The sequence below is a fragment of the Micromonospora sp. RB23 genome (assembly GCF_053585025.1).
On record NZ_CM132111.1, the window covers coordinates 6,275,932 to 6,290,372 of the forward strand.

At 68.0% G+C, this 14,441-nt stretch carries 8 protein-coding genes; all 8 read right to left on the reverse strand.

The window, feature by feature from the left end:
* Positions 1–167: 167 nt before the first annotated feature.
* The 8 genes from tuf to rpoB all read right to left on the reverse strand — a co-directional run bounded on the left by tuf (position 168) and on the right by rpoB (position 14,138).
* A complete protein-coding gene (tuf, locus tag ACTFTM_RS28640; RefSeq protein ID WP_433535764.1) occupies positions 168–1,361 on the reverse strand; it encodes an elongation factor Tu in 1,194 nt (397 codons plus the stop codon).
* Between the two features lie 213 nt (positions 1,362–1,574).
* Complete coding sequence (gene fusA, locus ACTFTM_RS28645) at positions 1,575–3,671, reverse strand: elongation factor G (protein ID WP_421473219.1); 2,097 nt, start codon at positions 3,669–3,671, stop codon at positions 1,575–1,577.
* A gap of 76 nt (positions 3,672–3,747) precedes the next feature.
* Entirely contained in the window at positions 3,748–4,218 is a 471-nt protein-coding gene (rpsG, locus tag ACTFTM_RS28650; protein ID WP_007465317.1) for a 30S ribosomal protein S7, read from the reverse strand.
* Between the two features lies 1 nt (position 4,219).
* On the reverse strand, positions 4,220–4,594 hold the full coding sequence (gene rpsL, locus ACTFTM_RS28655; RefSeq protein WP_007465318.1) for a 30S ribosomal protein S12: 375 nt from the start codon (positions 4,592–4,594) through the stop codon (positions 4,220–4,222).
* 507 nt (positions 4,595–5,101) lie between these two features.
* Positions 5,102–5,473 (reverse strand): hypothetical protein, encoded by a 372-nt coding sequence (locus ACTFTM_RS28660; protein WP_449563449.1) that lies wholly within the window; start codon positions 5,471–5,473, stop codon positions 5,102–5,104.
* Positions 5,474–6,278: 805 nt separating this feature from the next.
* Positions 6,279–6,647 carry a hypothetical protein gene (locus ACTFTM_RS28665; protein ID WP_449563450.1) on the reverse strand — a complete coding sequence of 123 codons (369 nt, stop codon included), beginning with the start codon at positions 6,645–6,647 and terminating at the stop codon, positions 6,279–6,281.
* A 93-nt stretch (positions 6,648–6,740) separates the two neighbouring features.
* The gene (locus ACTFTM_RS28670) at positions 6,741–10,628 is read right to left on the reverse strand and encodes a DNA-directed RNA polymerase subunit beta' (RefSeq protein ID WP_449563451.1); all 3,888 of its coding nucleotides are present in this window, start codon (positions 10,626–10,628) and stop codon (positions 6,741–6,743) included.
* 78 nt (positions 10,629–10,706) lie between these two features.
* Entirely contained in the window at positions 10,707–14,138 is a 3,432-nt protein-coding gene (rpoB, locus tag ACTFTM_RS28675) for a DNA-directed RNA polymerase subunit beta (RefSeq protein WP_449563452.1), read from the reverse strand.
* Positions 14,139–14,441 lie beyond the last annotated feature (303 nt).

Here is a 14,441-nt window from a genome sequence, read left to right on the forward strand (position 1 = left end):
GAACGCCGTGCGAGGGTGGTTGGCGACTGGGCCGCCAACCACCCTACGCTCGACTGTCTCGCCACCCGGAGGTTCAGCGAAAGCCGAACACAGGCGACGAACTGTCGTTACGCAACCTGACTAGTATGCCGCACGACCGGCGGCGGGTCTAATCGGGGTTACCCAGGTCACTTCTGGATCTTGGTGACGAACCCGGCGCCGACGGTGCGGCCACCCTCGCGGATCGCGAACTTGAGGTTCTCCTCCATGGCGATGGGCTGGATCAGCTTCACCGACATGGTGGTGTTGTCACCCGGCATGACCATCTCGGTGCCCTCGGGGAGGGTGACGACACCGGTGACGTCCGTGGTCCGGAAGTAGAACTGCGGGCGGTAGTTCTGGAAGAACGGGGTGTGCCGGCCGCCCTCCTCCTTGGAGAGGATGTAGACCGTCGCCTCGAACTCCGTGTGCGGGGTCGTGGTGCCCGGCTTGACGACCACCATGCCGCGCTCGACGTCCTCGCGCTTGATGCCACGCAGCAGCAGACCGACGTTCTCGCCCGCGCGGGCCTCGTCGAGCAGCTTGCGGAACATCTCGATACCGGTGCAGACCGTCTTCTGCGACTTCTCGCGGATACCGACGATCTCCACCTCCTCGTTCGGCTTGAGGATGCCGCGCTCGGCGCGACCGGTGACAACGGTGCCACGACCGGTGATCGTGAAGACGTCCTCGATGGGCATGAGGAACGGCTTCTCGGTCTCGCGCTCCGGCTGCGGGATCGCGGTGTCGACCGCGGTCATCAGGTCCAGGAGCTTGCCGGTCCACTCGGGGTCACCCTCGAGGGCCTTCAGCGCCGAAACCCGGACGACCGGCAGGTCGTCACCCGGGTACTCCTGCGAGGAGAGCAGCTCACGGACCTCGAGCTCGACGAGCTCCAGGAGCTCCTCGTCGTCGACCATGTCGCTCTTGTTGAGCGCCACGACGATGTACGGCACGCCAACCTGACGCGCGAGCAGCACGTGCTCACGGGTCTGCGGCATCGGGCCGTCGGTCGCCGCGACCACCAGGATCGCGCCGTCCATCTGCGCGGCACCGGTGATCATGTTCTTGATGTAGTCCGCGTGGCCAGGGCAGTCCACGTGCGCGTAGTGCCGCGCCTCGGTCTGGTACTCGACGTGCGCGATCGAGATCGTGATGCCGCGGGCCTTCTCCTCCGGTGCCTTGTCGATCTCGTCGAACGGCGTGTACGGGTTCAGGTCCGGGTACTGGTCGTGCAGGACCTTGGTGATGGCCGCCGTCAGCGTCGTCTTACCGTGGTCGATGTGACCAATGGTGCCGATGTTGACGTGCGGCTTAGTCCGCTCGAACTTCGCCTTCGCCACTGGTGTCCTCCTGTGGACTTCTTGGTTCGTACGCCCGGCGCGCCGGTCGGCGCTTAGGACTCTGTCGACAGCCTTTCCGGCCAGACGGCCGGAGAGCTTTTGTGGGTTCTGCGGCGATGAAGCCTACAGGCCCGGTCTCACGCGATCCGATCGTGGTGGCCGCGGGCGGGTGAAACCACCCGCGGCCGACCACGAATCACCCGCTCGGGGCAGTTACTCGCCCGTTGCCTTCGCGATGATCTCCTTCGCGACGCTCTGCGGAACCTCGGCGTAGGAGTCGAACTGCATGCTGTAGCTAGCCCGGCCCTGGGTCTTCGACCGCAGGTCGCCGACGTAGCCGAACATCTCCGACAACGGCACCAGAGCCCTCACGATGCGGGCGCCGCTGCGCTCCTCCATCGCCTGGATGATGCCGCGGCGGGAGTTGAGGTCGCCGATGACGTCACCCATGTTCTCCTCAGGAGTGGTGACCTCAACGGCCATCATCGGCTCGAGCAGCGCGGGGTCGGCCTTGCGGGCCGCCTCCTTCATCACCATCGAGCCGGCGATCTTGAATGCCATTTCCGAGGAGTCGACCTCGTGGTACTGGCCGTCCAGCAGCGTCAGCTTCACACCGACGAGCGGGAAGCCCGCCAGGATGCCGTACTGCATGGCGTCCTGGGCACCGGCGTCGACCGACGGGATGAACTCCCGCGGGATGCGACCACCGGTGACGGCGTTGGCGAACTCGTAGGTCGGCGAGTCGTTGTCCAGCGGCAGCGGCTCGACGCTCACGATGACGCGCGCGTACTGGCCGGAACCACCGGTCTGCTTCTTGTGGGTGTACTCGATCTTCTCCACCTTGCGGCGGATCGTCTCGCGGTACGCCACCTGCGGCTTACCGATGTTCGCCTCGACGTTGAACTCGCGGCGCATCCGGTCGACCAGGATGTCCAGGTGCAGCTCGCCCATGCCGGCGATGACCGTCTGACCGGTCTCCTCGTCCAGCTTGACGCGGAAGGTCGGGTCCTCCTCGGCCAGCCGCTGGATGGCGGTGCTGAGCTTCTCCTGGTCGGCCTTGGTCTTCGGCTCGATGGCGACCTCGATGACCGGCTCCGGGAAGGTCATCGACTCCAGGATGACCGGGTTCGCCGGGTCGCACAGCGTGTCACCGGTGGTGGTCTGCTTGAGACCCTGCACCGCGATGATGTCGCCAGCCTGGGCCGAGCTGCGCTCTTCCCGCTTGTTGGCGTGCATCTGGTAGATCTTGCCGATGCGCTCCTTGCGGTCCTTGGTGGAGTTGACCACCTGGGTGCCGGTCTCGACCACGCCGGAGTAGACCCGGACGTAGGTCAGCTTGCCAAGGTGCTTGTCGGTCTGGATCTTGAACGCCAGGCCGGAGAAGGGCTCGGACTTCGACGGCTTGCGCAGCATCGGCGTCTCGCCGTCGGTGGCCGTGCCCTCGATCGCCGGAACGTCCAGCGGCGACGGCAGGAAGTCGACCACGGCGTCGAGCATGGGCTGGACGCCCTTGTTCTTGAACGCCGAGCCGCACAGCACCGGGTTGGCCTTGCCGGCGATGGTGGCACGCCGGATGGCGGCCTTGATCTCCTCGACGGAGACCTCCTCGCCCTCCAGGTACTTCTCCATCACCGAGTCGTCGACGTCGGCGAGGGTCTCCATCAGCTTCTCGCGCCACTCGGCCGCGGAGTCGGCCAGCTCGGCCGGGATCTCCTCGATCGCGTAGTCCTCACCCTTCTGGGTCTCCCCGCGCCAGGTGAGAGCGCGCATGCCGATCAGGTCGACGACACCGATGTGGTCGCCCTCGAGCCCGATCGGGATCTGGAGCACCAGCGGGGTGGCGTTCAGCCGGTCGATCATCATCTGCACGCAGCGGAAGAAGTCGGCGCCGGTCCGGTCGAGCTTGTTGACGAAGCACATACGCGGGACGTTGTACTTGTCGGCCTGCCGCCAGACGTTCTCCGTCTGCGGCTCCACGCCGGCGACACCGTCGTAGACCGCGACCGCACCATCCAGGACACGCAGCGACCGCTCGACCTCGACCGTGAAGTCGACGTGGCCAGGCGTGTCGATGATCTGGATCGTGTGGCCCTTCCACTCACACTTGGTGGCAGCGGAGGTGATGGTGATACCACGCTCCTGCTCCTGCTCCATCCAGTCCATGACGGCGGCGCCCTCGTGGACCTCACCGATCTTGTACGTGATGCCGGTGTAGAACAGGATTCGCTCGGTGGTCGTGGTCTTACCGGCATCGATGTGCGCCATGATGCCGATGTTGCGTACGTTGGCGAGCGCGTCTGCGGCGGCCACTTCAATCCCTACTTATCGTCGTCTCGACTCAACTGGTGGCGGTTCCGGCGCCCGTGGGGCGCCGGAACCTCAGGTGTTACCAGCGGTAGTGCGCGAAGGCCTTGTTCGACTCGGCCATCTTGTGCGTGTCCTCGCGCCGCTTGACGGCGGCGCCGAGGCCGTTGCTCGCGTCCAGCAGCTCGTTCATCAGCCGCTCGACCATGGTCTTCTCGCGGCGGGCGCGGGAGTAGGTGACCAGCCAGCGCAGGCCCAGCGTGGTCGCCCGGGTGGGGCGAACCTCGACCGGCACCTGGTAGGTGGCGCCACCGACACGACGGCTACGCACCTCGAGGGTCGGCTTGACGTTGTCCATCGCCCGCTTGAGGGTGACGACCGGGTCGGTGCCGGACTTCTCGCGGCAGCCCTCGAGGGCCGCGTACACGATCGACTCGGCGAGCTGGCGCTTGCCGCGCAGCAGGATCTTGTTCACCAGCTGGGTGACCAGCGGCGAGTTGTACACCGGGTCAGCGACCAGCGGCCGCCGCGGAGCGGGTCCCTTACGCGGCATGTCAGCTCTTCTCCTTCTTCGCGCCGTAACGGCTGCGCGCCTGCTTGCGGTTGCGGACACCCTGGGTGTCCAGCGAGCCGCGAACGATCTTGTAACGCACGCCGGGGAGGTCCTTCACACGACCGCCACGCACGAGCACGATCGAGTGCTCCTGCAGGTTGTGGCCGACACCCGGGATGTAGGCGGTTACCTCGATCTGGCTGCTGAGCTTGACACGAGCGACCTTGCGCAGCGCCGAGTTCGGCTTCTTCGGGGTGGTGGTGTACACGCGGGTGCACACGCCGCGCCGCTGGGGAGACCCCTTGAGCGCAGGGGTCTTGGTCTTGGTCGTCTTGGCCTGACGGCCCTTTCGGACCAACTGCTGAATGGTGGGCACCGGGTTTCTCCGCTCCCTTCGGCCGCTGCGAGGCGACCGCGCCGTCTGCTCTAGCCGGCCTGATGGACGGCTCTCCTACATTCCGACCAGGGTCACCTTGCGGAGGCCCCGGCACCCGCGGTCGGGCGTGTCGCCCAACTCACGGTTCCGGTACGGACGCTGTCGCGGGCGTACCGGGTTTCTGTCCCCGGCACGCGGATCGCCCCGCTCCGGATCTTTGGCTTGTCGTGCCGCCATCCGGACTCCGGAACCAGCGCACGCACGAGTTGCCCGGGCATGCCCGGGCACAAGGGGAAAGAGTACCTACCACAGCCGCCCAGGTCAAAACGGAATGGGTCAGCGAACGTCTCACGCCCGCCGGCCGGATCTCGTCCCGCCTCGTCGCCCGCGATGGGCACCTACGAACACAAGTGTACCGGCTTCCCCGCCGAAGCACCCGTCGCCCCCGGGCAGGCCCGGGGAACCCTGGGCACCGCCAGCGCCAGGCGCCCGAGCGGGCGGCCCCTGTCACGTCAGACTGATCAGCAACCCCAGCCCCAGACCTAACAGGCTCAGCAGAGCGCCCGCCGCGCCGCAACTGACTCCGGCCACCGCAAGCCCCCGCCCGGTGAACCGCACGGCCGACGGCGAGGCCGGCCGGCGGATCTGTCGCTGACCCAGCAGGCCGGTGACGACCGCCGCCACCCCCGCCAGCACCCCCAGCACCGTGAAGGCGCCCGCGACCCACACTCCCCCACCGGTCCCGAAGGCCACACCGACGCAGATCACCAGCAGCGCGACCAGGATCGACGCGATGCCGGCCACCAGCGACCCGGTCGCCAGCCCGGCGGTCACCGGCGGCACGTCCAGGTGCACCACGCCGAACGGCGTGCCGGGCACCGGTTCAACCCGCTTCGGCGGCCTCCGCTGATCATCGGTGGGTGGCGGTACCGGCCGGGCAGCCGTACCCCACTGCCCCGGTCCCGGCTGCCCCCAGGCCCCGGGCCCGGACGGCGGCTGACCCCAGCCGGGCGGCCCCGACGACGGATGGCTCCACCCGTGCGGCGTGGCGGGCCCGGGCGGCGGTTGGGCCCACCCGTGCGGCGTGGCGGGCCCGGACGGCGGTTGGGCCCAGCCGTACGGCGTGGCGGGCCCCGACGGCGGTTGGGCCCAGCCGTACGGCACCGGCGTGCCAGAGGCCGGGTGGGGCTGTTGGTAGCCGGGCGGGAAGACCCCGCCCCACTCGGCCGTCGGAGGACCCCACGCGGGCGAGGGCGGCGGCCCCCAGCCCGACGGCGACGGCGTACCCGCATCGGGGCCGCCGGTGGTCGGGGACGGCTGCCCGCCCGCTTCGGGTTGCGCCCACTCGCTTCCCGCTGTGGGCACCGGCTCGGGCAGGGCCGCGCCCGAAACCGGCGCGCTCGACGCCGACGCGGTGGGATCGGTGTTCGGGGCCGACGCAGACGACCCCGCGTCCGCGACCGGCACGGAGGAAGTCACGCCGGGAGCCGCGTCCGACGCCGGCGCGGGAGGAGTCGCGCCCGGAGCCGGCGCGTCAGGATGCCCGGCTGGTTCGTCCGCCGGGGGCCGCGCCGGTTCCGTCACGAGGTCCTCCTGTCGCAGGGCCGCCAGCGCGCGCGGCGGACACCGGCCAGGCTACCGCCGGAGGCGGCGCCGTCCGCGCCGGGCGCGGCGGCCGGGCGGGTCAGTCCATGTTCGCGGGGTAGTCGTGGCCGAACGGCGTGCCGGCCAGCCGGACCACGCCGATCACCACGACGACGACCACGCTGACCGCGACCAGCACCAGGCCGGTCCAGGCCATCCGCTCCCCTCGCCGCAGCCAGACGCTCCCGGTCAGGAAACCCCCCGAGGCGTACGCCTCCCGGCGGGCCTGCCGGGCCAGCTGGAGCGCCACCGTCGCGGGCACGACCCCGCCGATGAAAAGCCCGGTCAGCATGCCGAGCAGCCCCAGCGCGAAGACCGCCCGCGCCTTGGTGGCACGGGCCGGATCCGGGTCGAGCGGGTGGCGCAGGCCCGAAGAGGCGACGGACACCTGCCCGGATGCGGTCGTCATGTCTCCATCATGCCCAACCCGGTCCGCTGACAGGGCGGTCCGGAGACGACGAGGCCCCCGGCAGGTGCCGGGGGCCTCGTCGTTGTCTGGTGCTTAGCGGTACGACCCGAAGTCGAAGTCGTCCAGCGGCACAGCCTGCCCGCTGGCCGGCCCGAAACCGTAGTCGGTCTCCGGGTAACCGGTCATCGAGTAGACCTTGGCCTTGGCCTCCTCGGTCGGCTCGACCCGGACGTTGCGGTACTTGCTGATGCCCGTACCGGCCGGGATGAGCTTACCGATGATCACGTTCTCCTTGAGGCCGACCAGCGAGTCGCTGCGCGAGTTGATCGCAGCGTCGGTCAGCACCCGCGTGGTCTCCTGGAAGGAGGCCGCGGAGAGCCAGGAGTCGGTGGCCAGCGAGGCCTTGGTGATACCCATCAGCACCGGGCGGCCGGCGGCGGGCTCGCCACCCTCCGACACGAGCCGGCGGTTCTCCGACTCGAACAGCGCCCGGTCGACGAGCACACCCGGCAGGAACTCGGTCGAGCCGGAGTCGATGACCGTCACCCGCTTGAGCATCTGGCGGATGATGATCTCGATGTGCTTGTCGTGGATGAGCACACCCTGCGAGCGGTAGACCTCCTGGACCTCACTGGTCAGGTGGACCTGGACCGCCCGCGGACCCATGATCCGCAGAAGCTCGTGCGGGTCGATGGTGCCCTCGGTCAGCTTCTCGCCGACCGCGACGTGACCGCCGTCGTGGGTCCGGAGCTTGACCCGCTTCGAGATCTTGTCGTAGACGATCTCGTCGCTGCCGTCGTCCGGCACCACGATGATCTTCCGCGAGCGCTCGCCGTCCTCGATGCGGATCCGACCGGGGGTGTCGGCGATGGGCGCCTTACCCTTCGGGACCCGGGCCTCGAAGATTTCCTGCACACGCGGCAGACCCTGGGTGATGTCCTCACCCGCGACACCACCGGTGTGGAAGGTACGCATCGTCAGCTGCGTACCCGGCTCACCGATGGACTGGGCGGCGATGATGCCGACGGCCTCACCGATGTCGACCGACTTGCCGGTCGGCAGCGAACGGCCGTAGCAGGCCGCGCAGACGCCCAGCTTCGACTCGCAGGTGAGCACGCTGCGCACCCGGACCGTCTCCACGCCGGCGGCGACAATCTTGTCGACCCCGATCGAGTTGATGTCCTGGCCGCGCTCGGCCACCACGGTGCCGTCCGGCCCCTTGATGTCGTCGGCCAGCGTACGGGCGTGCACGCTGGTCTCCGCGTGGGTGTGGACGACGAGCTTGCCGTCCAGACGCTCGCCGATCTGCATCGGGATCGCCCGGTCGGTGCCGCAGTCCTCCTCGCGGATGATGACGTCCTGGGAGACGTCCACCAGACGACGGGTCAGGTAACCCGAGTCGGCGGTCCGCAGCGCGGTGTCGGCGAGACCCTTACGGGCACCGTGCGTGGAGATGAAGTACTCCAGCACGGACAGACCCTCCCGGTAGCTGGCCTTGATCGGCCGCGGGATGATCTCACCCTTCGGGTTGGCCACCAGACCACGGATCGCCGCGATCTGCCGGAGCTGGAGCAGGTTACCGCGAGCACCCGAGTTGATCATCTTCCACAGTGGGTTTTCCTGCGGCAGCGCGGTGTCCATCTCCTTGGCGACCTCGTTGGTCGCCTTGGTCCAGATCTCGATGAGTTCGCCGCGACGCTCCTCGGCGGTCATCAGACCACGCTGGTACTGCTTGTCGATCCGGTCGGCTTCCTTCTCGTACTTCGCCAGGATCTCCGCCTTGCGCGGCGGAGCGATGACGTCCTCCATGCCGATCGTCACGCCGGACCAGGTGGCCCAGTGGAAGCCGGCCTCCTTGAGCCCGTCCAGGGTGGCCGCGAGAGCCACCTTGGGGAAGCGCTCGGCGAGGTCGTTGACGATCGCGGAGAGCTGACCCTTGCGGATCTCGTAGTTCACGAAGCGGTAGCCCTGCGGCAGCGTCTCGTTGAACAGCACCCGACCGAGGGTGGTCTCCACGGTCAGCGGCTCACCCTCGACCCAGCCCTCCGGGGCGGTCCACGGCTCGGCGCCGGCGCCGTTGTCGACACCGATCACGCCGCGCAGACGGATCTTCACCGGCGCCTGGAGGTGCAGCTCGCCGTTGTCGAACGCCATCCGCGCCTCGGCGTCCGAGCTGAACGCCCGGCCCTCGCCCTTCTCACCGGCGGTGAGGTGGGTGAGGTGGTAGAGGCCGATGACCATGTCCTGGGTAGGCATGGTGACCGGCTTGCCGTCGGCCGGCTTGAGGATGTTGTTCGACGACAGCATCAGGATCCGCGCCTCGGCCTGGGCCTCGGCGGACAGCGGCACGTGCACCGCCATCTGGTCGCCGTCGAAGTCCGCGTTGAACGCGGTGCAGACCAGCGGGTGGATCTGGATGGCCTTGCCCTCGACCAGCTGCGGCTCGAACGCCTGGATGCCCAGACGGTGCAGGGTCGGCGCCCGGTTGAGCAGCACCGGGTGCTCGCCGATGACCTCTTCCAGCACGTCCCACACGACCGGGCGCTGACGCTCGACCATCCGCTTGGCGGACTTGATGTTCTGCGCGTGGTTGAGGTCGACCAGCCGCTTCATGACGAACGGCTTGAACAGCTCCAGGGCCATCTGCTTGGGCAGACCGCACTGGTGCAGCTTGAGCTTCGGGCCGACCACGATGACCGAACGGCCGGAGTAGTCGACGCGCTTGCCCAGCAGGTTCTGGCGGAACCGGCCCTGCTTGCCCTTGAGCATGTCGGACAGCGACTTGAGCGGGCGGTTACCCGGACCGGTGACCGGCCGGCCACGACGGCCGTTGTCGAACAGCGCGTCGACGGCCTCCTGGAGCATCCGCTTCTCGTTGTTGACGATGATCTCGGGCGCGCCGAGGTCGATCAGTCGCTTGAGGCGGTTGTTCCGGTTGATCACGCGGCGGTACAGGTCGTTCAGGTCCGAGGTCGCGAACCGGCCACCGTCGAGCTGCACCATCGGGCGCAGGTCCGGCGGGATGACCGGGACGCAGTCCAGCACCATGCCGAGCGGCGAGTTGCGGGTGTTCAGGAACGCCGCGACGACCTTGAGCCGCTTGAGCGCCCGGATCTTCCGCTGACCCTTGCCGGACCGGATGGTCTCGCGCAGGCTCTCGGCCTCGGCGTCGAGGTCCATGTTCTGGACCAGCGCCTTGATGGCCTCCGCGCCCATCGAGCCGGTGAAGTACTCACCGAACCGGTCGCGCAGCTCGCGGTAGAGCAGCTCGTCGGTGACCAGCTGCTTCGGCTCCAGCTTGCGGAAGGTGTCCAGCACCTCGTCCAGGCGGTCGATCTCGCGCTGGGCCCGGTCGCGGATCTGGCGCATCTCGCGCTCTCCGCCCTCCTTGACCTTGCGCCGGACGTCCGCCTTGGCACCCTCGGCCTCCAGCTCGGCCAGGTCGGCCTCGAGCTTGGCGGCCCGCTTCTCGATCTCCGAGTCGCGGCTGTTCTCGGACTGCCGCTTCTCGGCCAGGATCTCGTTCTCGATCGTCGAGAGGTCACGGTGACGCGACTCGGCGTCCACGCTCGTCACGACGTACGAGGCGAAGTAGATGATCTTCTCGAGGTCCTTGGGGGCGAGGTCCAGCAGGTAGCCCAGCCGGCTCGGAACGCCCTTGAAGTACCAGATGTGGGTCACCGGAGCGGCGAGCTCGATGTGCCCCATCCGCTCACGACGGACCTTGGAGCGGGTCACCTCGACGCCGCAGCGCTCGCAGATGATGCCCTTGAACCGGACGCGCTTGTACTTACCGCAGTAGCACTCCCAGTCCCGCTGCGGACCGAAGATCTTCTCGCAGAAGAGCCCGTCCTTCTCCGGCTTCAGGGTGCGGTAGTTGATGGTCTCAGGCTTCTTGACCTCGCCGTGCGACCACTGACGGATGTCGTCGGCGGTGGCGAGACCAATGCGCAGCTCGTCGAAGAAGTTGACGTCGAGCACTATGTCCCCTATGTCGTCGTCTTTACAGCTAGATCACGGGCGGGGGTCGGGGGCCCGGAGGCCCCCGACCCGCACCACTTACACCTCTTCGACCGAGCTCGGCTCGCGCCGGGACAGGTCGATGCCCAGCTCCTCCGCGGCCCGGAACACCTCGTCGTCGGTCTCGCGCATCTCCAGGGCCACACCGTCGCTGGACAGCACCTCAACATTGAGGCACAGCGACTGCAGCTCCTTGAGCAGCACCTTGAACGACTCCGGGATGCCCGGCTCCGGGATGTTCTCGCCCTTGACGATGGCCTCGTAGACCTTCACCCGGCCGAGCACGTCGTCGGACTTGATCGTGAGCAGCTCCTGCAGGGCGTACGCGGCGCCGTACGCCTGCATCGCCCAGCACTCCATCTCACCGAAGCGCTGACCACCGAACTGCGCCTTACCACCCAGCGGCTGCTGCGTGATCATCGAGTACGGACCGGTCGACCGAGCGTGGATCTTGTCGTCGACCAGGTGGTTGAGCTTCAGGATGTAGACGTAGCCGACCGCGATCGGGTCCGGCAGCGGCTCACCGGAACGACCGTCGAACAGCTGCGCCTTGCCGGTACGCCCGATCAGCTGCTTGCCGTCCCGGTTGGGCAGGGTCGACTCGAGCAGACCGGAGATCTCCTCCTCGCGGGCACCGTCGAAGACCGGGGTGGCCACGTTGGTGTCACCCTCGGACTCGTGCGCGTCGATCGAGCGGAGCTGGCGCTTCCACTCGGCGTCGTCGCCCTCGACCTTCCAACCGGTCTTGGCGACCCAACCGAGGTGGGTCTCCAGCACCTGGCCGATGTTCATCCGGCTCGGCACACCGAGCGGGTTGAGCACGATGTCGACCGGGGTGCCGTCCTCGAGGAACGGCATGTCCTCGACCGGCAGGATCTTGGAGATGACGCCCTTGTTGCCGTGCCGGCCGGCGAGCTTGTCGCCGTCCTGGATCTTGCGCTTCTGGGCGACGTAGACCCGGACCAGCTCGTTGACACCCGGCGGCAACTCGTCGCCGTCCTCGCGGGAGAACGTACGCACACCGATGACCGTGCCGGTCTCGCCGTGCGGCACCTTCAGCGAGGTGTCCCGAACCTCACGCGCCTTCTCACCGAAGATCGCGCGGAGCAGCCGCTCCTCCGGGGTCAGCTCGGTCTCACCCTTGGGCGTGACCTTGCCGACCAGGATGTCGCCGGGGACGACCTCGGCGCCGATCCGGATGATGCCGCGCTCGTCGAGGTCGGCGAGCATTTCCTCGCTGACGTTCGGGATGTCGCGGGTGATCTCCTCCGGACCGAGCTTGGTGTCCCGGGCGTCGACCTCGTGCTCCTCGATGTGGATCGAGGTGAGCACGTCCTGCTGCACGAGGCGCTGCGACAGGATGATCGCGTCCTCGTAGTTGTGGCCCTCCCAGCACATGAACGCCACCAGCAGGTTGCGTCCGAGCGCCATCTCGCCCTCGTCGGTGCAGGGACCGTCGGCGATGACCTGACCGGCCTCGACGCGGTCGCCCTCGAAGACCACCGGCTTCTGGTTGACGCAGGAGCCGGCGTTGGAGCGGCGGAACTTGTGCAGCAGGTACGTCCGGCGGTGACCGTCGTCCTGGTGGATGGTGACGTAGTCGGCGCAGAGATCCTCGATCACACCGCCAACCTCGGCGACCACCACGTCGCCAGCGTCGACAGCGGCCCGGTACTCCATGCCCGTACCCACGAGCGGCGCCTCGGCCTTGACCAGCGGCACCGCCTGGCGCTGCATGTTCGCGCCCATCAGTGCCCGGTTGGCGTCGTCGTGCTCGAGGAACGGGATCATGGCGGTCGCGACCGAGGTCATCTGCCGCGGCGAGACGTCCATGTAGTCGACGGCGGCGGGGACCACGTCCTCGGTCTCGCCGCCCTTACGACGGCAGAGCACCCGGTCCTCGGCGAACGTCCCGTCAGCCTTCAGGCGCGCGTTGGCCTGGGCCTTGACGAACCGGTCCTCCTCGTCCGCGGTCAGGTAGTCAATCTGGTCGGTGACCCGACCGTCGACGACCTTCCGGTACGGCGTCTCGATGAAGCCGAACGGGTTGACCCGGGCAAAGGTGGACAGCGCGCCGATCAGGCCGATGTTCGGGCCTTCCGGCGTCTCGATCGGGCACATCCGGCCGTAGTGCGACGGGTGCACGTCGCGGACCTCGAAGCCGGCCCGCTCCCGGGACAGACCACCCGGGCCGAGCGCGCTCAGCCGGCGCCGGTGGGTCAGGCCCGCCAGCGGGTTGGTCTGGTCCATGAACTGGGACAGCTGCGACGTACCGAAGAACTCCTTGATCGCCGCCACGACCGGGCGGATGTTGATCAGGGTCTGCGGCGTGATCGCCTCGACGTCCTGCGTGGTCATCCGCTCGCGGACGACCCGCTCCATGCGGGAGAGGCCGACCCGAACCTGGTTCTGGATCAGCTCACCCACGGTGCGCAGGCGCCGGTTGCCGAAGTGGTCGATGTCGTCGGCCTCGTAGCCGTCCTCACCGGCGTGCAGCCGGCACAGGTACTCCACGGTGGCGACGATGTCGTCCTCGGTCAGCGTGCCGGTGGTGATCGGCACGTCGACTTCGAGCTTCTTGTTGAACTTGTAGCGCCCGACCTTGGCGACGTCGTACCTCTTCGGGTTGAAGAAGAGGTTGTCGAGCAGGGTCTGGGCGTTCTCGCGCGTCGGCGGCTCGCCAGGGCGCAGCTTGCGGTAGATGTCTAGCAGGGCCTCATCCTGGCCGGCGATGTGGTCCTTCTCGAGCGTGGTCATCATCAGCTCGGACCAGCCGAACTTCTCACGGATCCGCTCGGCCGACCATCCGATGGCCTTGAGCAGGACCGTGACGGCCTGCCGGCGCTTGCGGTCGATGCGTACGCCGACCGTGTCGCGCTTGTCGATGTCGAACTCCAGCCAGGCACCCCGACTCGGGATGACCTTGACGCTGGAGAGGTCGCGGTCGGAGGTCTTGTCCGGCTGCTTGTCGAAGTAGACGCCCGGGGACCGGACGAGCTGGCTGACCACGACGCGCTCGGTGCCGTTGATGACGAAGGTGCCCTTGGGCGTCATCATCGGGAAGTCACCCATGAACACCGTCTGGCTCTTGATCTCGCCAGTGGTGTTGTTGGTGAACTCCGCGGTCACGAAGAGCGGAGCGCAGTAGGTCAGGTCCTTCTCCTTGCACTCCTCGATCGAGGCCTTGACCTCGTCGAAGCGCGGCGCCGAGAAGGAGAGCGACATGGTGCCGGAGAAGTCCTCAATGGGACTGATCTCTTCAAGGATCTCCGCGAGACCCGAGCGTGCGTGCGGGTCGTCCGCCGACCGGCCCTGCCAAGCCTCGTTGCCGACGAGCCAGTCGAAGGACTCGTTCTGAATGGCAAGGAGGTTGGGGACCTCGAGGTGTTCGGTGATCCTGCCGAATGAAACTCGGCGGGGAGCGAATGCGCTCGACGTACGACTGGTCTTCGCAGGGCGGGAAGCTGCCAAGATGCGTCCTTCCGAGGACCGGTGCTGCAGAACGGCTGGTACGCGTGCACTCCAATGACCCCACCAGAATTATCCGTAAACGGACATTTCCGAGCAGGGGTCAAGTCGGAAGGCAGCGCAAACTAGCAGTGTAGCCGAGAGGCTAACCGCTGTCCAGCCCACCCCGCAGGTCGTCTGCGGAACGCGCCTCGGCCCCCGTTCACCGGGGTCTGCCGGGCCGCTCAGAACGCAACTCCCCACTGGGCCGCTCGGGTGACCGCGACCGATGGTGCCGTCGCCGTCATTACCCACATCGTGGCCGTC

What these genes read in the sequence shown, in the direction of transcription:
- rpsG (WP_007465317.1), bottom strand. Translation starts at nt 4,218, where the DNA reads ATGCCGCGTAAGGGACCCGCTCCGCGGCGGCCGCTGGTCGCTGACCCG.
- ACTFTM_RS28665 (WP_449563450.1), bottom strand. Translation starts at nt 6,647, where the DNA reads ATGACGACCGCATCCGGGCAGGTGTCCGTCGCCTCTTCGGGCCTGCGC.